The following is a 22980-nucleotide window of genomic DNA, read 5'->3' on the forward strand; positions in this document are numbered from 1 at the left end:
GATATGATACATATACTCAGAGGATCGCGATATGATGGCTATTTTGAGAAAGTGGCAGAACGAATAATGGCTGTCTTAACTCCTGAGACAAAAGAAACAATTTTGAAATTGAAATACCAAACACCCGATACATTAAAAATTATGGGTATAGAATATTATCAGGCAGTAATAGAGTACAAAATAAGAAGTTATGACGAATTTATAGAATGGAGAAACCGACAAAATAATGACCGAATCATTGAATGGATGCCTTAAGCCAAAAACAACAGACCATAAAATGAATAATAAAAACCGGTTACTTTTGTTACCATTCAAATACAAATCCTATTAATATATAAGTGATAACGAAAAAAGTTACCTTTGTAAAAACATTTTGATTATGATACTTATTCACAAAGCAACGATCATTAATGAAGGATGCTCTTTCATTGGATCCGTATTATTAGAAAATAATATAATTTCGGAAATATATAGAACAGAGGAAGTACCCGAATCCATATTAAACAGAGCTACTGTAGTAGATGCTAAAGATTTATGGCTAATGCCGGGAGTAATAGATGATCAGGTTCATTTTCGTGAACCGGGATTGACTCGTAAAGGAGATATCGGGAGCGAAAGCCGGGCAGCCATTGCCGGAGGTGTCACGTCTTTTATGGAAATGCCAAATACAAATCCGCAAACGACTACAATAGAACTTCTAGAGCAAAAATTTGAAATAGGAGCCGAAAAATCCTTTGCCAATTATTCTTTTTATCTGGGTGCGACCAACGATAATATCGCTGAATTGAAGAAAGTAAACCCTAAAGAAGTTTGCGGAGTAAAAGTATTTATGGGCTCATCTACAGGAAACATGCTCGTAGATGATAAAAAAGTGTTACAAGCCATTTTCGCGGAAATAGATATGCTTATTGCTACACATTGCGAAAAAGAGGAAGTAATACGAACAAACATTGCTAAATATAAAGCCGAATTCGGTGAAGATATACCTATTCAGTATCATCCTCTAATACGTAGTGCTGAAGCATGCTACCGTTCGTCTGCTGAAGCTGTGGAATTGGCCGATAAATATCAATCCAGATTGCATATACTCCATCTTTCTACAGAGAAAGAAATCAGCCTGTTTGATATTAAACCTCTTACCGAGAAAAAAATAACAGGAGAAGTCTGTGTGCATCATCTCTGGTTTTCAGATGAAGATTATTCTAAATACGGTACACGCATAAAATGGAATCCTTCGGTAAAATCGCGCCAAGACAGAGGTGCATTAATGCAGGGATTGCTAAAAAATAAACTGGATGTAATAGCAACGGATCACGCTCCTCATCTACTGGAAGAAAAACAAGGAGGAGCCCTGAGAGCCGCATCGGGAGGCCCTTTGGTTCAACACTCTTTACAAATGATGCTTGAACTGGCAAAGAAAGGTAAAATATCAAAAGAACAGGTTGTTTCGAAAATGTGTCATGCCCCTGCCATTATGTTTCAGATACATAAGAGAGGTTACATCCGTAAAGGCTATTTTGCCGATCTTGTACTTGTAAATCCTAATAAACCCTATACAATAACAAAAGACAATATTCTCTATAAATGTAAATGGGCACCACTGGAAGGGGAAACATTTTCTACCTCGATAGAGAAAACATTCTTAAACGGAAAAATTGCATTTGAAAATGGAATCGTAAATGAGGTAAGAGGAGAAATGTTACGGTTCGACAGATAAAAGATCATTTGCGATATCTGCTTGAGTCCTTTTCTTTTTCTAATTAACTTTATCTCTATATAAAAAATCGGATGGAACAGATTATAAGAGATCTACGTGAAACACTTAAAGCAAATATCGATGAAAAAACTCAAAAAACAGGACAGAGTTATTTCAAAGAGAAAGTGATATCTTACGGGGTAAAAGTTATAACAGTCAGCAAGATAAGTAAAGATTTATTTTCTGAGATCAAACATCAACCCAAACATAAAATATTCAGTCTTTGTGAAGAACTATGGCAATCAGGATATCTTGAAGAATCTTTCATTGCTGCGAAATGGTCAGATTATATCAGCAACAGATATGAACCTAACGACTTCGCCATATTCGACAAATGGGTAAATCTATATATAACTAACTGGGCATCGTGCGACACATTATGTAATCACAGTATAGGCACTTTTGTAGAAATGTATCCCCAATATACATCCGAGTTGAAAAAGTGGGCCAAATCGAATAACAGATGGGTAAAACGGGCTGCTGCAGTAACATTAATTATCCCTGCACGCAAAGGATTGTTCTTGGATGATATATTCGAAATAGCCGATATTTTACTTCTTGACAAGGATGACTTAGTACAAAAAGGATATGGCTGGATGCTTAAAGCGGCCAGTGAGGCCCATCAAGAAAAAGTCTTCGAATATGTCATTTCCAAAAAGAAGATAATTCCGCGAACAGCGCTGAGATATGCAATTGAAAAGATGCCTCTTGATTTGAAATCAGAAGCGATGAAAAAGTAACAATAAAAACGAGGAAAAGTGTATAAGTTTGTCACCTTTTAGTTAAAATGGATAACCTATACCAAAGTGAAATGCCGTCCGATTAAGTCTCGGTTTGAACAATACAAAACGATCCGATTGTAAAAGACCCGGGTCATATGCTTTCATTCCAATATCGAAACGGATCAGCAGAAAGTCAAGATCGAGACGCAGACCTATACCATAAGAGGCAGCGATCTCTTTATAAAAATTTTTGAATTCGAATTTACCTCCCGGTTGATCTATATAATCAAATAGGGTCCAGATATTTCCGGCATCTATAAATTGTGCAAACTCAAACATATCGCTTACCTTTAAACGATTCTCAATACTAAATTCGAGTTTCATATCACCTGTCTGATTTACAAAATCAGTGCCGCTCCTCGTACTCCTATACGATCCGGGACCAAGAGTACGGGTACTCCAACCCCTTATACTGTTAGACCCTCCGGAAAAGAACCTTCTTTCGAAAGGTAATATTTCCGAATTCCCATAAGGGTATGCAAGCCCCAAAACAGCATGATAAGCAAGAGAATGTTTTTGAGAGAAATAGATTGTACGTGCATAATCCACACTTCCTTTTATATACTCTGCATAGGCAACACCCAATATTTCTTTTGAGCCCAACTCGTCTCTCTTCGCTCCGCCGAAAGAAGTGGCTAAACGAGGAAGAAGACCTGCTACTTCTAAAGACGTACGAATGGCATAAGTAGGAGACAAAGCATTAAGTCGCCGTCCATTTGTAAAAGTTACATTATAAGCCGTACGAGCAACTAACTGATCCATATAACTTTCTCTCAGCAGGGGATTACTGTTCTCACTCAGATATAAGCTATCGAATCTTTCAGATACCTCGGGCATACTTATATAATTGATATCGAAGAGATCAAGCCCATGACGTATTCTGTTTCTATTAGTAGACCATCCATAATTTACAGTCATATTGAAAAACTGACGTGTATAATCCACTCTATTCTGGTAATTGAGCCCTATAGAAAACGTTGTCGTTGCCGAAGGAAGTTCCCGCCAGCTTTTCTTCAGCCATGGCACAACAAATTGAGGTACAGATAGGCTTGTTTCTATACCATATTCATAATAGTTCTGGCTCATAAGGTCGGTGCTTTCTCCTCCTGTAATAAATTCATACGCACCTTTCAACCTTATTACAAGCTGTTCTCCACCATTAAATAAATTTCGATGCTGATACGATACACTTGGAGCAATACCTATATCTCCCGCCGAGTTTGTTCCATCTAATCCTGCTTTAAACCAATGGGCATTTGCCGGTAATATATTAATAGTTGCATCCAATAACTTTGTACTATCCTCTGGTGAAGGAGTCGTTGATATGTTAACCTGCTTAATAGCTCCCATTTTAGTAAAGGCTTCATATGTCCGAGTCATATTATAATCAGAATAATAACTTCCGGGTTTCAGATAATTATTCCTCCTTATAGTACTTGAGCGCAGGAACTTATTACGTCCGCGAACAATAGTCATCCCTGAATATTCGGTTGTATCTCTTCGTCTTGAGAATCTACGAACAGTATTTTCATCCGTAATATCCGTATTACTCCATGGATCTATACCTGATAGAACAGTAATTTTATTTAGCTTGTAACGAGGATAAGGCAGACTATCCCTGTTAGGATAAATGTCCAAATAAAGATTTACTTCATGCGAATTTAAAGTAGTATCGGCTTTAAAGTAGACATACTCTTTAGAGAAATTATAATAGCCCACATTTCTCATAACATTATTTACGAATAAGCGTTCTTCCTCAAGCATATCCATATCGAACATATCGCCTTTGGCCAGCAGAGGCTTCAATGGAATTCTACCCATGATTCTAGCCATAGTAGTATCTCCGATTGCATAAGTATAATTACGTATACGATATGGGGTTCCACCTTTCAAATTATAGGTTACAGCTATTTTCTTTCCATTTATCTTTAGTGTAGTGTCAACTGTAGCATCGAGATATCCCTGATTATTCAATTCCTTTTTCAATTGATTGGCAGATATCATAGTTTGGGAAGCATTGTAAAGGACTGGCGGTTTACCTATTTTCTTCCAAAAGCGATTTACCCATTTACTCGTGTCTTCACCTGCTAGATTATACATTTTTAGCCGCACTTTACCTAACAGAGGCGTACTGGAATTCGGCTGCTGGCGAACAAAGCTTTCTAAATCAGAAGTTGCATTTTTGGTATCATGTTTTATTTCAAATTTATCCAAAAGATAGCTTCCTTCCGGGATGTTCTTGGTCGTACTACATGCCGCAAGTATAAGAATAAACGCGAATGGTATAAATGTAACTTTCTTCATCGAATATATAAACGTTTTACAAATATACAATGTTTAACAAGGAGATAACGCAAAAGCGTTAAGAATAGTCTATAAAGAATATTTATCCTAAAAAAGCAATACCTTTGTAGCCTGATTATGAAAGAATACCGATTAACTGACTGGCAGCCCACTACAAAAAAAGAAGTGGAACTAAGAGGCTGGGATGAACTTGATGTTATCCTATTCTCCGGAGATGCGTATATAGATCACCCTGCATTCGGAGCAGCGGTTATTGGACGCATGCTCGAAGCAGAAGGACTAAGAGTAGCTATTGTACCGCAACCTAACTGGCGGGACGATCTTCGAGATTTCAAGAAACTTGGCAGGCCTAAACTATTTTTCGGAGTAACAGCCGGTGCAATGGATTCGATGATAAACCATTATACAGCAAATAAGCGGTTGAGGTCTGATGATGCTTATACACCCGATGGGAGAGCAGATATGCGTCCAGACCGTACCTCCATTGTATATACAAATATACTAAAAGAGCTGTTTCCCGATGTACCCGTTCTTCTTGGAGGTATTGAAGCCTCTTTAAGACGTGTTACTCACTATGACTATTGGGATGATAAATTACACAATTCTATTCTAATAGACTCGAAAGCTGATCTTTTAGTCTATGGCATGGGCGAAAAACCATTAAAAGCTATAATTACCGCATTGCAGGAGGGTAAATCATTCGATGAGTTGGTGAATATTCCACAAACAGCATACAAGGTAAATAAAAGTGATTTAAAGCCATCGGAAAGCAAAAATGAAATACACCTTCACTCCCATGAAGAATGCTTAGCAGACAAGCTAAAACAAGCCAAAAACTTCAAGATTGTAGAAGAGCAATCAAATATGATAAATGCATCGCGCATTATTCAAACATACGGTGAAAACGCCGTTATTATCAATCCACCTTATCCTCCTATGAAGGAAAAGGAAATAGATGCTTCTTTCGATCTTCCATATACACGCCTACCTCACCCTAAATATAAGGGAAAAACGATACCTGCATTTGAGATGATAAAATTCTCTGTAAATATGCATAGAGGGTGTTTTGGAGGCTGTTCTTTTTGTACTATATCAGCACATCAGGGAAAATTTATTGCATCCCGCTCAAAGGAATCTATACTAAAAGAAGTAAAACAAGTTACCGAAATGCCCGATTTTAAGGGGTATTTAAGCGATTTAGGCGGTCCTTCTGCAAATATGTATAAGATGAAGGGAAAAGATGAAAAAATCTGCGAAAAATGCAGACGTCCATCCTGTATTCACCCTAAAATATGCAACAACCTGAATGTAGATCATTCCTATCTTCTGGATATATATAAAGCGGTAGATTCATTGCCTAAAATAAAGAAGTCTTTTATTGGTAGTGGTGTCCGTTACGATATGTTGCTGCACAGAAATGACGATAATCGCCTAAACAAGATATCAGATGAATATACGAAAGAACTAATCTTAAACCATGTTTCAGGCAGACTAAAAGTAGCACCGGAACACACATCGGACAAGGTTCTCAGTTGTATGCGAAAACCAAGCTTCCAACAATTTCATACTTTTAAAAAAGTATTTGATAAAATCAATAGAGAAAAAGGTTTGAAACAACAGCTTATCCCCTACTTTATTTCATCCCATCCGGGCTGTACTGAAATAGATATGGCCGAATTAGCAGCAGAAACAAAACCCTTAGGTTTTAAACTAGAACAGATTCAAGACTTTACGCCTTCGCCAATGACTGTAGCTACTGAAATATACTACACAGGATATCATCCCTATACTTTAGAAAAAGTATATACGGCTCGAACTAAAGAGCAAAAACTCGCTCAAAGGCAATACTTTTTTTGGTACGATAAAGAGTATAGAAAACAGATTATCAGCTCATTGAAAAAATTAAAAAGAGATGATTTACTAAAAAAACTATTCTAAAATATATAAAATAAATGATTACATTAGAAGTTTGTGCCAATTCAACGCAATCTGCGATAGAAGGACAACGAGGAGGAGCAGTAAGAGTAGAACTATGCGACAACCTTAGTGAAGGAGGAACGACACCATCTCTATCTCAGATAAAAAAAACCAGACAAAGTATTGATATACAATTAAATGTACTAATTAGACCACGTGAAGGAGACTTTTTGTATAGTGATTTGGAGTTTGATATAATGAAACAAGATATACACTATTGCGGTGAAGCAAATTGCGATGGTGTAGTATTTGGTATACTGAACCCAGATGGTTCGATCGATATAAAAAGAAACCGAGAGCTTGTAGATATCGCTCATCACTATAAAATGACTGTAACATTCCATAGAGCTTTCGACAGATGCGCCAATTTATTTAATTTGCTAGAAGATATAATAGATTTAGGATGCAATAGAATTCTTACTTCCGGAGGAATGAAAACTGCTCCTGAAGGGAAAGAGATTTTAAAAAAATTAATAGCTCAAGCTGACGGACGGATCTCAATAATGCCGGGAGGAGGCATCACTGAAAATAATATTTCTGAGTTAGTAAAATCGACAGGATTAAAAGAATTCCATGGCTCTTTCAGAAGTAGATATACCGGAAGTATGAAATATAAATCTCCGTTTTTTGATAATGAGAACGAAGAATATTCCATTTTACAAACAGACCCCGAAAAAGTTAAACTAGCCATAGAGAATGCCAATAATAATTAAATTGGCATTAATATAATAAGATACACTTTCTCCTCACAATCCAATTATAAAAAAGACGCAAGAAAATAACTAACTTTGCACTCGAATTAATTTTATTCAACTAGAAAATATATGAACTTCAAATATGATGTGATTGTCGTTGGGGCAGGCCATGCAGGTTGTGAAGCTGCAGCTGCGGCTGCAAACATGGGGTCAAAAACCCTATTGATAACAATGGACATGAACAAGATTGCCCAGATGAGTTGTAATCCTGCTGTAGGCGGAATAGCAAAAGGCCAAATTGTTCGTGAAATAGACGCACTTGGTGGGCAGATGGGAATTGTTACCGATAAGACAGCTATCCAATTCCGAATGCTTAATAAGTCAAAAGGACCTGCAATGTGGAGTCCGAGAGCTCAAAGTGATCGTGCTCAGTTTATATTGAAATGGAGAGAAATTGTAGAAAATACCGACAACCTTTTTATATGGCAAGATACAGTTACATCACTCATTATTGAGAACAAAACTGTAACGGGAGTTAAAACTGCTATGGGTGTTAATTTTTCCGGTAAATCGGTAGTTCTTACAAATGGAACATTCCTGAATGGATTGATCCATGTAGGAAAAACCCAGCTAGGCGGTGGCCGCGTAGCTGAACCAGCTTCCTTCGGTATAACCGAGCAACTAAAAGAATTCGGATTTACCACAGATAGAATGAAAACCGGAACTCCTGCGAGAATAGACGGTAGAAGCGTTGATTTCAGTTTAATGGAAGAACAAAAAGGAGATGACGATTTCCACAAGTTCTCATATCTTGATTTCCCAGCCCGCACTTTAAAACAATTAAGCTGCTGGATCACTTTTACAAATGAGGAAGTACATAATACTCTACGAAACAGTCTTGATGATTCTCCCCTATATAACGGACAAATCAAAAGCCTAGGCCCCCGATATTGCCCAAGTATAGAAACCAAAGTTGTAACATTTGCAGAGAAAACGTCTCACCAATTATTCTTAGAACCTGAAGGCGAAAACACTCAAGAATATTATCTAAACGGGTTTTCATCATCCCTCCCACTCTACACTCAAATTGAGGCATTAAAGAAAGTACCTGCGTTTAGAAATATACATATTTACAGACCGGGCTATGCTATAGAATACGATTTCTTCGACCCTACTCAGCTAAAACATTCGTTGGAAACGAAGCTAATTGACAATCTATTTTTTGCCGGACAAATAAATGGAACTACTGGTTATGAAGAAGCCGGAGGTCAAGGATTAATTGCAGGAATAAATGCTCATATAAAAACTCATGGAGGAGACGAATTTACCCTAAAAAGAGATGAAGCATACATTGGCGTATTAATCGATGATCTTGTAACTAAAGGAGTGGATGAGCCATATAGAATGTTTACTTCGAGAGCAGAATATAGAATACTTCTTCGCCAGGATGATGCAGATATCCGCCTAACTGAAAAAGGTTATAACATAGGATTAGCTAAAAGAGAAAGAATAGATTTATTAAATCAGAAAAAAGAAGAGATAAACAGACTTATAGATTTCACCGCAAATTACTCCTTAAAGCCAGAGTATATAAACGATGGTCTTTCTGCACTTGGAACAAGTCCACTAAAACAAAGAACCAGGTTAAAGGATATAATTACACGCCCGCAAGTGTCTATAAATAATATAACAGAATACATTCCTGCTTTCAAAGCAGAGCTAGATAAGATACCAAATAGACAGGAAGAAATAAAAGAGGCTGCTGAAATAATTATTAAATATGACGGTTATATAAAACGAGAACAGTTGATGGCAGACAAAATCACACGTCTGGAAAATATAAGAATAAAAGATAAATTTAATTACGAAAGCATATTATCTTTATCAACAGAAGCCCGTCAAAAACTTTCGAAAATAAATCCTGAAACAATTGCTCAAGCAAGCCGAATACCGGGTGTATCCCCAAACGACATATCAATTTTACTAGTACTTTTAGGCAGATAAATCTAGGTGTTCCACGTGAAACACACCTTAAAAATGGAGAATAAAAATCATATGTTCCACGTGAAACAAAGAATAAAAACAATAAAAATGGAAGAAAAAACTAAAGAGCAAAAATTAATTTTCCTAAGAAACACTGTAAGGAACATCCCTGATTTTCCCATACCCGGAATTCAATTTAAAGATGTCACTCCCCTATTTAAAACGAAAGAATCGCTAACTATGTTGACCGAAGTTCTCCTTGACGAATACAGAGATAAAGGTATAACAAAGATAGTAGGAATAGAATCGAGAGGCTTTATAATGGGACCAATCATGGCACTCGAACTTGGCGCAGGATTTGTTCCTATCAGAAAACCAGGTAAACTACCAGCCGAAGTATTTGAAGAAGCATACGAAAAAGAATATGGTCTGGATAAAATTCAAATTCACAAAGATTCTCTATCTGAAAACGATGTAGTGTTGATTCATGATGATTTATTAGCTACAGGGGGAACAATGCTTGCTGCCTACAATCTTGTAAAAAAGATGAACGTTAAGAAAATATACATTAATTTTATAATAGAATTAAAGGAACTGGATGGAAGAAAATTATTTCCAAAAGATGTAGATGTAAATGCTCTGATAGATTATTCTATATAAATAGTAATTTTCATAATATAATTGTTCCAGAATTTCACTACTAAAAAAATTTGGTGCTAAAAATATTGAATGGATAGTTACTTAAAAAATATAATACAAAATATTCCTGAAAAACCAGGATGTTATCAATATTTTGATGACAAAGGGATTATTATATATGTAGGTAAAGCAAAAAATCTAAAAAAGAGAGTTTCATCGTATTTTTCGAAAAGACATGACAGTCCGAAAACAAGAATTCTTGTAAGTAAAATTCGAGATATAAAATATATCATTGTAGATACCGAAGCTGATACTTTATTATTAGAAAATAATCTGATAAAAGAATTTCAGCCCAGATATAATGTATTATTAAAAGATGATAAATCTTATCCATCAATAGTTATCAAGAATGAATATTTCCCCAGAGTAGAGCTAACAAGAAAATTACTGAAAGATGGGTCTCAATATTTTGGCCCATATGCAAATGTACCCAGTGTAAAAACTCTCTTAGAATTTATACACAAGCTCTACCCTATCCGTACATGCTCATTAAATTTAACTCCAGAGAAAATTGCTGAAGGAAAATACAAAGTATGTTTAGAGTATCATATAAAAAGATGTCTTGGACCATGTGTCGGATTACAGACTCTCGAAGACCATAATAAAAATATTGAATCGATAAAAGAAATTTTAAAAGGAAACACAAATCTTGTAAGCGACAACATTTACAGCATGATGTTAGAATTGTCGGACAGACAAGAATTTGAAGAAGCAAATAAATTAAAAGAAAAATATTTGCTTGTGGAAAATTTCAAAAATAAATCGACAGTCGTAAGTAGCATTAAATATAATATAGATATTTATAGCTACGATGAAGATGAAAGTTCAGCATATATAAACTATCTTAACGTACATAATGGAGCTATTATTCAGGCATATACATTCGAATATAAAAAACGTATGGAAGAGCCCAAGGATGAATTACTAGCACTAGGTATAATAGAGGTCAGGAACAGATTTGGTTCAAAAGCGAAGGAAATAGTAGTTCCTTTCTATCCAGACCTTACTATGGAAGGAGTAGAATTCGTAATTCCGCAACGAGGAGACAAAAAAAAATTATTGCTTCTTTCGACACAAAATGTAAGACAGTACAAATTAGACAAATTAAAAAAAGCAGAAAGCTTAAATCCGGAACAACGTAGTGTAAGAATACTAAAAGATATACATAAAGATCTGAATTTGAAGGACTTACCTACACATATAGAATGTTTTGACAACTCCAATATACAAGGAACCAATCCGGTATCTGCATGCGTTGTCTTTAAAATGGGAAAACCATCAAAAAGAGACTATCGTCACTTTAATGTTAAAACTGTAATCGGCCCTGATGATTTCTCTACAATGCGCGAAGTGGTGTATAGACGTTACCACAGGTTACTCGAAGAAGAATCTCCCCTACCCCAATTAATAGTAATAGACGGAGGTAAAGGTCAATTAAGTGCTGCTTGTGAATCTCTTAAGGCATTAGGAATTTATGGAAAAGTAGCAATAGTAGGTATCGCTAAACGCCTGGAAGAAATATATTACCCGGAAGACTCTATTCCTCTCTATTTAGACAAAAATTCTGAGTCGCTAAAAGTATTACAACATCTTAGAGATGAAGCACATAGATTTGGAATAACATTTCATAGAAATCAACGTAGTAAAAATCAGGTAAAATCGGAATTAGACAACATAAAAGGAATTGGAGATGAAACCAAACGTCTACTTCTCAAAGAGTTCAGAAGCGTAAAACGAATAAAACTTGCTAAAGACGAAGAGTTAGAAAAAATAATAGGTAAATTCAGAACAGCTTTGATAAGAAAATATTTCGAAGATAAAAACAGTTAATCTATCTTTGTCAACCACATTTTTCTTTTTATTAGAATATGACCAAACTTGAAAACAGAGACAGAATATTATATTCAGATATATTAAGGACTTTTACTATATATGCGGTTTTGATAATACATATATGTGGAGTAAGATGGTATTCAACTGTAGGAACCGCAGAATGGTACGTCCTAAACACGTTTATGACCATGTTAAGATGGTGCATCCCTGTTTTCTTTATGCTAAGTGGCATAATAATTCTTGACCCTAACTACAATTTATCATTTAAAAAACTATATACCAGAACATTACCTAGATTAATTGTCGCACTTTTATTTTGGGCTATTCTCTACAGAACCTTATCTCCTATTACATCTATCATACTCAACTTAAGGGAAGTAACAATTGAAGACTGGAAAAGAATATATACCGAAATTATTTTCAGTACTTCCCCATGGCATCACTTATGGTTTATGTATGCAATAATTTCTATCTATATCTTAGCTCCACTTATACGTGTATTTACGGCTCATGCCGAGAAAAAACATTATTTCTATTTCCTTATCTTATATTTTATATTCGGGTCTGTTATACCTAAAATAAATGCTGCTTATAATGTAAGTATTAGCTTTGGAATATATGAATTGTATTCGTATACAGGCTATTTTATAGCCGGTTACTTTTTTTCTAAATATGATCTTACTTCTATACAGAAAAAAATTCTATATACTGCAGGTATACTCACTTTTGCATGGATGTTATTTTGGTCAACATATACTGCTGCAACGGAAAATTCGCTAAGTACCCATTATTTCGAAAACATGGGGCCACATACAATGATACTTGCATTCTTTGTTTTTGTATTTTTTAAAAATTTTATAAACAATAGCCAAAAACTACAGAAATTTAAGAATAACAAATATATTACATTGCTAGCAAGTTGTAGTCTTGGAATATATCTTGCTCACGACTTATTTAATGTATTACTCAATCTACTGAACATAAATACAGGTACATTCCCAGCTATTTTATCTGTTCCTATATTAGCGTTATTTGTATATTTAGCTTCATTAATTCTGGTTCTGATTATAAAAAAAATACCAGTGCTGAATAAATGGATTATCTAAAAAAGTAGAATTGAATATATATTCAGAATAATAGGACATCTATTCTTTAAAAAAATATAAAACCTCCCAAAAAAGGACGAAATACCATATCCTTTCCATATGGTAAATTGCTACCTTTAAAGAAGAGAGAAAATTGGTGGGAATCAATTGCTTCTTTAAAGCATTCCCTATTATCAATAAACTAAAATTTTGTTTACAGCAAAAGTAAACAATCGTTCGTATTTAACAGTTATATATATTATATATTAAAAAACACAAGTTATGAAAAATGAATTATTTCAGACAGCAAAACAAGCAGTAAAATACTGGTGGACATCGCTTCTTATAGGAATTTTGTCAATAATCTTAGCTATATGGTGTTTAGCTACACCTACTACCACACTCGCGGTATTAGGAGCGTTATTTATTGCAGGCTTCTTTATTGCAGGTATCTTTGAGATCATATTTGCAATATCGAACAGAGAAAGATTGAATGGCTGGGGTTGGACACTCGCAAGTGGTATTATTGATATACTTTTTGCCCTCTTATTGATAGCAACACCTTTAGGTACAATTGCAACACTAATATTTTTTGTAGGTTTCTGGGCCTTATTCCAATCAATATGGGTAATAGGATCTTCAATAGAACTTCAACGCAATGGTATTGGTGGCTGGGGTTGGGTATTAGCATTTGGTATTCTAGGATTGATCTTCTCATTCATACTTATAACAAACCCAGTATTTGCGGCCGGATTTATAATATATATGTTAGCATTTACACTATTATTTTACGGAATATCAAGAATCTATTATGGGTTCAAACTTAAATCTGTTGGTAAAAAGATAGATGAAATAGAAAAAGACAATTAATTATTTTATATAAATAAATTAAAGCCTTATATAATTAATATATAAGGCTTTATTATTCATATAGAACTTTATCTATATACAAGAATAATGACAATAAGTAAATTTAGAAAATATAATATATCGGCAAAAAATGTAACTTTTGTAACCTTTTAGTTAAAATCTTAATTTTATACGTCTAACTAAGAAAAAGAGTTATAAAGTGAAAAAGTAACTAAGAAAGAAATATACAAAAGTGTTACCTTTGTTACCTTTTACAGATTCAGAATAAAATATATCACAATCAAGATAATGAGAGTACTTATACAACGAGTAACAAAAGCATCGGTAACAATAGATAACCAGATAAAGTCGCAGATAAATAAAGGCTTGCTTATTTTGCTAGGGATAGAAAATGAAGATAACAAAGATGATATAGAATGGCTCTGTAATAAAATAGTAAATCTCCGTATCTTTGATGACAAAGAGGGCGTAATGAACCTTTCTGTATTAGATATAGATGCGAATATATTGGTAGTATCGCAATTTACCTTGCATGCTTCTACAAAGAAAGGAAACCGCCCCTCATATATATATGCAGCGAAACCAGATATTGCAATCCCGCTTTATAAAGCGTTTTGCGCCACTTTAAAAGAAAAACTGGGCAAAGATATAGGAACAGGCGAGTTTGGCGCAAATATGCAGGTAGAATTAATCAATGACGGCCCTGTAACCATATGGATAGACTCTAAAGTAAAAGAATAATGACAATAGAAGAAGCTCAACTTGAAGTTGACAAATGGATAAAAACAATAGGAGTACGCTATTTTAGCGAACTTACAAATATGGCTATCCTTACTGAAGAAGTAGGAGAACTAGCCCGGATCATGGCTCGTACTTATGGCGACCAGTCATTTAAAAAATCTGATCTGGATAAAAACCTAGGAGATGAAATGGCCGATATATTATGGGTATTGATATGCCTTGCTAACCAAACAGGTATAAATCTAACCGAGGCATTCGAAAAGAATCTGGAAAAAAAAACAAATAGGGATAAAGACAGACATAAAAACAACGAAAAATTAAAATAATATGACTGAAATAAATAAATACACCGATACTCTTAAAAAGTATAAAACAGACATTAAAGATGCTGATATAAGTAAGGCCGTAAATGAAATAATCAGTAAAAAAGTCGCTCAAAATCAAAATAAAGAAGTTTATAAAAGAATATACTCATGTCTGGATCTTACTTCGCTCAATGCAACAGATACACGTGAAGATATATGGAAATTTACCGAAAAGGTAAATGATTGGGATGGAGCCTCAGATACACCAAATGTAGCCGCTATCTGCGTGTATCCTAATTTTGTAGAAACAGTAAAAGAAGCTCTTACTTCTGATGTAAAAATAGCATCTGTTGCCGGAGGTTTTCCCTCATCACAAACATTTTCAGAAGTAAAAATAGCCGAAACAGCATTAGCTGTAGCCGGTGGAGCAGACGAAATAGATATAGTTATAAATTTAGGATATTTTCTGGACGAAAACTATGAAGAATTAGCTGAAGAAATAGACGAAATAAAACATGCTTGCAGAGAAGCTAAGCTAAAGGTAATATTGGAAACCGGAGCATTGAAATCGGCTAAGAATATAATGAAAGCCTCCCTCCTAGCCCTTTATTCCGGTGCCGATTTTATAAAGACATCCACAGGAAAAGGATATGAAGGTGCAACTCCCGAAGCAGCCTATGTAATGTGTACAGCAATTAAAGAATACGCAGCTAAAACAGGAAGAAAAGTAGGTTTTAAGGCCTCTGGAGGAATTTCTACCACCGAAGATGCTGTGAAATACTATACAATAGTAAAAGAAGTCTTAGGCGACGAATATTTAAACAGTGAATATTTCCGGATAGGAGCAAGTAAACTGGTAAATGATTTATTAGATAACATAAAAGAATAAATAACTATATTTGCACTATAATTAAATACAAGAATATTATGGCAACAGCATATCATAATTTATCGTCTTATGATCCTGAAAAAGTACCTGATGGAACTGACATGAAAATAGGAATTGTAGTATCCGAATGGAACGACAATATTACAGGTTCATTACTGGCAGCAGCACACAAAACACTTATAAAACATGGTGTAAAAGAAGAAAATATTCTTATAGATTTTGTACCTGGCAGTTTTGAGTTGATTTTTGGAGCAAAACACATGGTAGAAAATAAAGGAATAGATGCCGTTATTGCTTTAGGTTGTGTAATAAAAGGCGATACACCCCATTTCGATTATGTATGTAGTGGTGTAACTCAAGGAATAGCCGATATGAACATTCGTTACGATATCCCATTCATATTCGGACTTTTAACTACCGACAATGCACAACAAGCAGAAGACCGTTCCGGAGGCCGTCATGGCAATAAAGGAGACGAATGTGCTATAACAGCATTAAAAATGGTAGATTTTTACCGTAGAAATTTGGAGGAATAAATAAAAGTATTACCTTTGCAATCGCAAAAGAATACTGGGCAGTTACCAGAGTGGCCAAATGGGGCTGACTGTAACTCAGCTGACTTACGTCTTCGGTGGTTCGAATCCATCACTGCCCACAACTTTGCGGAAGTAGCTCAGTTGATAGAGCATTAGCCTTCCAAGCTGAGGGTCGCGGGTTTGAGCCCCGTCTTCCGCTCTGATAATAAAGCGATTACGAATTAACGTAGTCGCTTTTTTTATGGTATAATATTGATATTTTGGAGTAATATGTAAACCATGATGTAAACCGAAAAAACATCATGAATGCTACTGTTAACGCGGTCTGTTACACCTCTAAGACCTTGAAAAATGGAGAACATCCCATCATGTTACGAGTAACAAAGAACGGAAAGCGTAAATATATCAGTTTGGGTATATCCGTTCATGTGAAAAATTGGGATTTTAAGAAAGATGAACCTAAGCCGAATTGCCCGAATAAAGACTACATTAAAAAGATTATTTTAGACAAAGAATCTGAATATCAAACACAAATATTAGAGTTCAAAATATCGCAAAAGAATTATACTGCATCTAGTTTAATTAATGCTACTAAACAAACTGTGATTACTAAAACAGTACAGGAGTTTTATACAGAACTGATAGCTTATTATAAGAGTATAAACAAAGTCGGAAATGCGTCTATTTATAGAAACTCTTTCAACTCGCTAAAGTCTTTTAAAGAAACAGATAATCTTGATTTTTTATTCTCTGAAATTGATTCCGAATGGCTTAATCAGTATGAAAAATGGCTTGTAAACAGAAATAATGCAGAAACAACAATGAGCCTTTTGTTTAGAACACTTCGCAGTGCGTTTAATAAAGCTATAGAGCAAAAAATAGTCCGCAAAGAAGACTACCCTTTCAACTCATTCAAGATGTCTAAATTCAGTGTTAAAACAAGAAAAAGAGCAATAACCAAAGAGGACATTAAGAAAGTTATTGAATTAGATGTTACAAGTGAAAGCGAAATGATGCAATTAAGCAGGGATATATTTATATTCAGCTATCTGCAAAGTGGAATTAATCTTACTGATATAGCGAATTTGAAATATGAGAATATAATTGATAACCGACTGCAATATATCAGGCAGAAAACTAATAGGCTTATAAACATTCCATTACAGAAAGAAGCGTTAAGGATATTGCAGAAATATTATTACACAGAAGCTATCTTAAATGATTATGTATTCCCGATTTTAAACAGAAAAATTCATGTTACAGGAATGCAAAAATTCAACCGTATTCATAAAATAATGGGTAAAGTCAATATTAATCTAAAAGAGATAGCTAAGAAAGCTAATATAGAAGCTAATTTAACAACCTATGTCGCGCGCCACACTTATGCCACTGTTTTAAAGCGTTCTGGGGTAAATACTTCTATAATTTCTGAATCATTAGGACATAGCTCTGAAAAGGTTACTCAAATCTATTTAGATAGCTTTGAAAATAGCCAAATTGATGAAGCAATGAAGAATTTATTGTAACTATAAGACCGTTTCTTAATTGAAGCGGTCTTATTTTTTATCTTTGGCTAAAACTTTATCTCTATTCAAGAAGAACCCTTTTTCTATATCCAATCCTTTCTTTTAAAAGAGATAGAACCCCTTTTAAAGAAATACTATGATTTTGATTCTTCAATGCTGATAGATAAAATCAAAACTAGATTTAAAAAGAGTGGAGTAAATTTAAGAAAGATGATCAGGAATTATTACTACTACCTTCTTAGACAAAAAATAAAAACCCCTCACTCTTTTGGAATGAGGGGCGCATTTTAAAAATTAAATGTTAAGCGGCTATTTCATCCGAAATACTATTTAAGCCAATTTCTTGTTTAGGGCTGATTTTGCCTTGTTCAAGTTCTTCACGGGTGAAGATCGGCTATTTCATTTTAATAAGTTCATTACCATACGCTTTATCAAGACCGAAAGTCAACACTTCGTCAAGCTTTTTATTTCCGTCAAAAATAACGTGTTGTGCAACATTAAAAGCATTTAAGCCCATACGCTCACAATCTCGGGTAAATCGGTTACTGTCCAATAGTCGGTATTCGACCATATCGTAAAAATTTGCCAAAAACACAATATCCTCCATATTAGTATCTTTATCAGACACTTTTAAAGTATGCTCAATCGCAGATTTCTTCACTTGAGCATCACGAATAATCTGCTTTTTATATGTGTTTCTAGACTTTCTAAGAATTTCCAAAAATGGATTACGCGCGTTTTTCTTAGAACTTTTAGTAATGTTAGATGACTTGTCGCTGTTTGCAACTGAATTGTTTGTTGCAGCTACTGCTGCGCCTGAATTATTAGTTGAATTCATTTAATAAATTTAAAAACTAAGCTATTTTGTATTTGGGGTAAATAGCCCTATAAACCGCCAGCACCTTTTTTCATCCCATTTTGTGCAATTTTTACAACTAATCGAATAGGAACAAATTAGAGGACTCAAAAACGAACGAGGGAAGTTGCGCACCGACCGTAGTTTGTATTAAGTGTTACAAATATAATTTTAAATTTAACAATCAAACATATAATCTGACATAATTATATCGGTGCATGTGATTTTAGAATAAAACCATAAAAGAACATGTGATTTAATAATAAAATTACATCTGCGCACATGATTTCACTTAAATATTTATACGAAAACACATGTTTTGAGTAAAAAATGTCATCTTGTATTTATAAGCTAATGTTACAAATCCGATTTTTAAGAGCAATTTTAATCTACTTACACCCTGTAAAGCATCTGATTTCGATTAAATAAGAATAGCAATCAGGCATATAAAGCTATTTTTATACACAACTACAAACCCACTCTAAAAAATAGGATATAAAAGCTTCATTTCCCTGATATTTTCAAAGCGGGGAAAAATCGGCTCGGGGCGGTATAAAATAAAATTTAGTCCATTTTCTCCACGATAAATATTTTATGTTAATTTGCACATATAACTAAAATATTGACATGGAAAGAATACCTATACCCATAGAACACAAACAATACTTACAAGCTGCATTAAAAAAGAAAGGCTACACAAACATCCCTACAAATACCATATTAAAAAAGACATTACCGGGCTTAGGGGCTACCTATGGCGAAATAAATGCTAAAAGACATTCTATTATCATAGAACCCAACGTTCCTGTAATTATAGGAAAAACAAAGGATAAACCCGAATTATTAGGAGTGTATGAAGATGTTACCGAAAAGAGAATAAAAACATATCTGCAAAATAAGGATATAAAATATAAGAAGATACTGACTACACCCGAAAGTTACAAGAAAGTAAAAAAGGTTGCAGTTAGTATTTTAAAAGATGAAGCCTTATTTTACTCGACATATTTCTGTCTCTTTGACGAATGCGAAAAGCTTATTCAAGATATTGATTACAGAGACAGTATTACACAACCGATAAATGATTTTTTCTTATTTGAGAATAAAGCATTTGTTTCGGCTACTCCTTTAGATATGATGCACCCCGAATTTGAAAGACAGAACTTTCAGATTGTGGAAATTGAGCCGACTTATGATTATAAGAAAGATTTAGAGCTTATTATTACCGACACATATGAAGTTGCTGTTTATAAAAAGTTAGAGGAATTAAAAGACAGCAAGCATATTTGTATATTCCTGAATAAGACTGATAGTATAGATAAGCTGATAAACACACTCCATATTGAAGATCAATCTAAAATATTTTGTTCTAAAAAGAGCGTACAGAAACTAAAGAAGAAAGAGTATAAAATTGCATCTGACAGTATAGAATTACCTTTAGCAAAATACAATTTCTTTACATGCCGTTTCTTCTCGGCTGTCGATATAGAATTAAGGTATAAGCCCGATGTTATTTTATTGACTAATCTAAAGGATGCAAATCATACAAGAATAGACCCATTTACAGAAGCAATACAGATTTACGGACGTTTCAGAGATAAGCATTTTCGTGGCGAAATTCCTTTTAATTCACTTACTCATATTACAAACATCAATCCTCATTATAAAGTAAAAACAAGGGAAGATATAGACAGGATAACGGAAATAAATAAAGGGTATTACGACCAGTTAAAACAGGATTTGGAGAAAGCGACTGACGATATAACAAAAGAAGCGATACAGAAGAATATCAACGTTACTCCATATTCGGAATTATTAGACGAAAATGGGATGCTTAACTATTTTTCGTTAGATAATCTCTATAATGAGGAACGGGTTAAAAATTATTATTCAAATCCCGATTTATTAATACAAGCATATCGGGATACAGGACATTTTAATGTTACTGAAATTGTAAACAGTTCTCCGTTTACTTTTGATACGGATTTTTTCCGAAATAAGAATAACCCTGTAAAAGAAATGAGAAAGTTTATTGTTGAATCTTTAGAGGAATTAGCAAAACAAAAAGAAATTAATTCTGATTTTGATATAGAAACACAAAGGGCAATAATAAAGCGTGTTGAAATTTCAGGAACGGAAAGAGGTGATTTTATGGTTGAATGCTACGATTATTTAGGTAAGGAAGCAATAGAAAGAACAGGCTATTCAAATCCCTCCGAATTAAAGAAAGATCTTGTAATAGCTAAATCCGAAGAAAAAGTAAAAGACTTATTCTATGATATACAGGATGAAATACGGAAAGTTTACAACATAGGAACAACACCAACGAAAAATGAAGCTAAAGAGCTTATTGCTGACATTTATAAAGACAACGGTATAGAACTGAAAATTACACAAGAGACAATAAGAATCTTTTGTCTTGTAAGCGAGGACAACAATAAAAAACCTGCAATATTTAGAATTAGAGGCTTTAAATCGGAGTTCGGGGAAGAATCTGTTTAGGGTGGTATAGAGCAAATTTTTATAAAAAATATCCGACTGTAATATACAGGCAAAAAAATAACCATATCTATAAAAATCCCCCCTCCCCTTAAATAAAAGGCAACTTTAAATATATGAGAGGGGGTGGAGTTATCCTTAAGACCCCAACTGTGTCCGAGGAGAAAAAAGAATGCTTAAAAAAACACGCTACGGCTCTGTAAAAAGCAATCGCGATCCCTATAAAAACGGACTTTCTTAAAAAGGTATTCTAAATTAAAATCAGTATAACAAGTTCTAATTGATACTTTGATGGAAAGATTCTGTAAATAAATCAGAATCAAAGAAGTATTTTCCCATTTTGTAAATTCTCAATTCAATTATTTGTAACTGATAGGCTTTTATTATCTTTGTCTTAATTCCAACTGTCAAAGCGTTGGCACTTGGAAAGATTTAGTGATGAAAGCATAAAAGCATTACTCTTGATTTGAAAATCTCGACAATTTTTAAGCCATCGGAGAGTGATAGCAACACGCTTTCATGTCATTTGTTTATATACCTATGGTATTATAAGATATAATGGCATGAGGCGGTTGTCTATTTATCTTGAATGGCAGGCAGTCGAGAGCCTTCAAATCAGGTATTTGGCAATCGTTCTCATGCTTTTTTATTTTATAACCTGTCTTTTGAGAGAGCGAAAGGACACAAATTTTAAACTATTATGAAAAATGAAGCACTTTTGAAAATTATTGTTGTATTAATCGTTCCTATTGTTGCTCTTCTTATTCTCCTAAGTATACTTGATGGATATGAAGGGCATGATTCTCAGTTCATAGCCTTTATATGGATTCTATATATAATAGGAATAGGTATATTTGAATACAATTGGCTAAAGAGGTAAAATTAACTCAAACTTAAAAAATGAAAAAGATTAAATTTATTACATTGCTATTATTAGCAACCTTGACACTTAGTTTTAATGCTTGCAGTGACGACAATGACGATCAGACAGAGGAAAGTCTTATTATTGGAAAATGGAAAGAGAACAAAACGTCTTTATCTGATATTGTCGAGTTCAAGAATAATGGAACATTTCAATATACAAGTTCAACAGACTCTGATTATGAAGAACACGGAAAGTGGAAAATAGAATCGGGAGATAAATTGTATATGCTGTTTAGCGATGAAGACGAATGGGGTATTTCTAAAATACATGACGTAAACTCTATTAGCCTAGTCCTTGAAGATTATAACAGTGAAGGGAATTTAGACGGAGAAAAAATGATTTTTCAACGAATGAATTTAAAATAAGACAATAATATACGGCAAGCATGAAATATTGTTTGCCGTTGTTATACAGAGATAATTAAAATTAGTATTAATCAATCATGGTTACTTTTCTGTCAATGTAAACCAATATGTAAACCAAAAAGACACGGAGTAAAAGCGAAAGTAAGTAATGACTTTATAAAAGGCAGTAGCTCAGTTGATAAGCATTGAAAGCGAAGGCTTGCCGAGCTTTTAATGCCGATAGAGAGCATCAGCCTTCCAAGCTGAGGGTCGCGGGTTTGAGCCCCGTCTTCCGCTCTGATAAAAGACGATTACATTTCTGTAATCGTCTTTTTACTTTTCAAAAAGTTATTTATCTATATGATAAACGCTTTATTC

General features: G+C 34.2%; 19 protein-coding genes, 3 tRNA genes and 1 pseudogene. 21 read left to right on the top strand and 2 right to left on the bottom strand.

Annotated features, from left to right (window positions below; all coding sequences use genetic code 11):
• From JGH11_RS11755 to JGH11_RS11765, 3 genes and pseudogenes are all read left to right on the top strand, one after another.
• Nucleotides 1-255 (top strand): annotated as a pseudogene (locus JGH11_RS11755) (phosphoglycerate mutase family protein); the annotation flags it as partial.
• A gap of 124 nt (nucleotides 256-379) precedes the next feature.
• Nucleotides 380-1717, top strand: coding sequence for a dihydroorotase (locus JGH11_RS11760; RefSeq protein ID WP_201111944.1), 1338 nt, complete (start codon nucleotides 380-382; stop codon nucleotides 1715-1717).
• Nucleotides 1718-1788: 71 nt separating this feature from the next.
• Nucleotides 1789-2496, top strand: a complete 708-nt coding sequence (locus JGH11_RS11765; protein ID WP_201111946.1) for a DNA alkylation repair protein — start codon at nucleotides 1789-1791, stop codon at nucleotides 2494-2496.
• Between the two features lie 42 nt (nucleotides 2497-2538).
• On the opposite strand, the gene JGH11_RS11770 is transcribed toward JGH11_RS11765, so the two are convergent.
• Nucleotides 2539-4842, bottom strand: a complete 2304-nt coding sequence (locus JGH11_RS11770) for a BamA/TamA family outer membrane protein (protein ID WP_201111948.1) — start codon at nucleotides 4840-4842, stop codon at nucleotides 2539-2541.
• A 117-nt stretch (nucleotides 4843-4959) separates the two neighbouring features.
• Here JGH11_RS11770 and JGH11_RS11775 point away from each other — a divergent pair, with 117 nt between their 5' ends.
• The 14 genes from JGH11_RS11775 to JGH11_RS11840 all read left to right on the top strand — a co-directional run bounded on the left by JGH11_RS11775 (nucleotide 4960) and on the right by JGH11_RS11840 (nucleotide 17981).
• The gene (locus tag JGH11_RS11775) at nucleotides 4960-6780 is read left to right on the top strand and encodes a YgiQ family radical SAM protein (RefSeq protein ID WP_201111950.1); all 1821 of its coding nucleotides are present in this window, start codon (nucleotides 4960-4962) and stop codon (nucleotides 6778-6780) included.
• A 14-nt stretch (nucleotides 6781-6794) separates the two neighbouring features.
• A complete protein-coding gene (locus JGH11_RS11780) occupies nucleotides 6795-7532 on the top strand; it encodes a copper homeostasis protein CutC (RefSeq protein ID WP_201111952.1) in 738 nt (245 codons plus the stop codon).
• A gap of 111 nt (nucleotides 7533-7643) precedes the next feature.
• A complete protein-coding gene (gene mnmG / locus JGH11_RS11785) occupies nucleotides 7644-9518 on the top strand; it encodes a tRNA uridine-5-carboxymethylaminomethyl(34) synthesis enzyme MnmG (protein WP_201111954.1) in 1875 nt (624 codons plus the stop codon).
• 87 nt (nucleotides 9519-9605) lie between these two features.
• Entirely contained in the window at nucleotides 9606-10157 is a 552-nt protein-coding gene (locus JGH11_RS11790; protein ID WP_201111956.1) for an adenine phosphoribosyltransferase, read from the top strand.
• A 69-nt stretch (nucleotides 10158-10226) separates the two neighbouring features.
• The gene (uvrC, locus tag JGH11_RS11795) at nucleotides 10227-12026 is read left to right on the top strand and encodes an excinuclease ABC subunit UvrC (RefSeq protein WP_201111958.1); all 1800 of its coding nucleotides are present in this window, start codon (nucleotides 10227-10229) and stop codon (nucleotides 12024-12026) included.
• 38 nt (nucleotides 12027-12064) lie between these two features.
• A complete protein-coding gene (locus JGH11_RS11800; RefSeq protein ID WP_201111960.1) occupies nucleotides 12065-13135 on the top strand; it encodes an acyltransferase in 1071 nt (356 codons plus the stop codon).
• 261 nt (nucleotides 13136-13396) lie between these two features.
• Nucleotides 13397-13984 (top strand): HdeD family acid-resistance protein, encoded by a 588-nt coding sequence (locus JGH11_RS11805; RefSeq protein ID WP_201111962.1) that lies wholly within the window; start codon nucleotides 13397-13399, stop codon nucleotides 13982-13984.
• 288 nt (nucleotides 13985-14272) lie between these two features.
• Nucleotides 14273-14725, top strand: coding sequence for a D-aminoacyl-tRNA deacylase (gene dtd, locus JGH11_RS11810; RefSeq protein ID WP_201111964.1), 453 nt, complete (start codon nucleotides 14273-14275; stop codon nucleotides 14723-14725).
• A complete protein-coding gene (locus JGH11_RS11815) occupies nucleotides 14725-15051 on the top strand; it encodes a nucleotide pyrophosphohydrolase (RefSeq protein ID WP_201111966.1) in 327 nt (108 codons plus the stop codon). Before dtd ends, JGH11_RS11815 begins: the two co-directional genes overlap by 1 nt.
• Before the next feature lies 1 nt (nucleotide 15052).
• Nucleotides 15053-15919 (top strand): deoxyribose-phosphate aldolase, encoded by an 867-nt coding sequence (gene deoC / locus JGH11_RS11820; protein WP_201111968.1) that lies wholly within the window; start codon nucleotides 15053-15055, stop codon nucleotides 15917-15919.
• 38 nt (nucleotides 15920-15957) lie between these two features.
• Nucleotides 15958-16455 carry a 6,7-dimethyl-8-ribityllumazine synthase gene (gene ribH / locus JGH11_RS11825; protein WP_201111970.1) on the top strand — a complete coding sequence of 166 codons (498 nt, stop codon included), beginning with the start codon at nucleotides 15958-15960 and terminating at the stop codon, nucleotides 16453-16455.
• Nucleotides 16456-16491: 36 nt separating this feature from the next.
• Nucleotides 16492-16574: transfer RNA gene (locus JGH11_RS11830), tRNA-Tyr, on the top strand.
• A gap of 7 nt (nucleotides 16575-16581) precedes the next feature.
• Nucleotides 16582-16654, top strand: a tRNA-Gly gene (locus JGH11_RS11835).
• A 103-nt stretch (nucleotides 16655-16757) separates the two neighbouring features.
• The gene (locus tag JGH11_RS11840; RefSeq protein WP_201111972.1) at nucleotides 16758-17981 is read left to right on the top strand and encodes a site-specific integrase; all 1224 of its coding nucleotides are present in this window, start codon (nucleotides 16758-16760) and stop codon (nucleotides 17979-17981) included.
• A gap of 394 nt (nucleotides 17982-18375) precedes the next feature.
• Here JGH11_RS11840 and JGH11_RS11845 read toward each other — a convergent pair whose 3' ends face one another.
• Nucleotides 18376-18819, bottom strand: coding sequence for a hypothetical protein (locus tag JGH11_RS11845; protein ID WP_201111974.1), 444 nt, complete (start codon nucleotides 18817-18819; stop codon nucleotides 18376-18378).
• 645 nt (nucleotides 18820-19464) lie between these two features.
• On the opposite strand from JGH11_RS11845, the gene JGH11_RS11850 reads away from it, so the two are divergent.
• From JGH11_RS11850 to JGH11_RS11860, 4 genes are all read left to right on the top strand, one after another.
• Nucleotides 19465-21336 (top strand): hypothetical protein, encoded by a 1872-nt coding sequence (locus JGH11_RS11850; RefSeq protein WP_201111976.1) that lies wholly within the window; start codon nucleotides 19465-19467, stop codon nucleotides 21334-21336.
• Between the two features lie 697 nt (nucleotides 21337-22033).
• The gene (locus JGH11_RS20230) at nucleotides 22034-22213 is read left to right on the top strand and encodes a hypothetical protein (RefSeq protein ID WP_236263970.1); all 180 of its coding nucleotides are present in this window, start codon (nucleotides 22034-22036) and stop codon (nucleotides 22211-22213) included.
• A gap of 20 nt (nucleotides 22214-22233) precedes the next feature.
• A complete protein-coding gene (locus JGH11_RS11855; protein WP_201111978.1) occupies nucleotides 22234-22623 on the top strand; it encodes a hypothetical protein in 390 nt (129 codons plus the stop codon).
• 160 nt (nucleotides 22624-22783) lie between these two features.
• Nucleotides 22784-22896, top strand: a tRNA-Gly gene (locus JGH11_RS11860).
• Nucleotides 22897-22980 lie beyond the last annotated feature (84 nt).

Source organism: Dysgonomonas sp. Marseille-P4677, from assembly GCF_016652235.1.
Classification (GTDB): domain Bacteria; phylum Bacteroidota; class Bacteroidia; order Bacteroidales; family Dysgonomonadaceae; genus Dysgonomonas.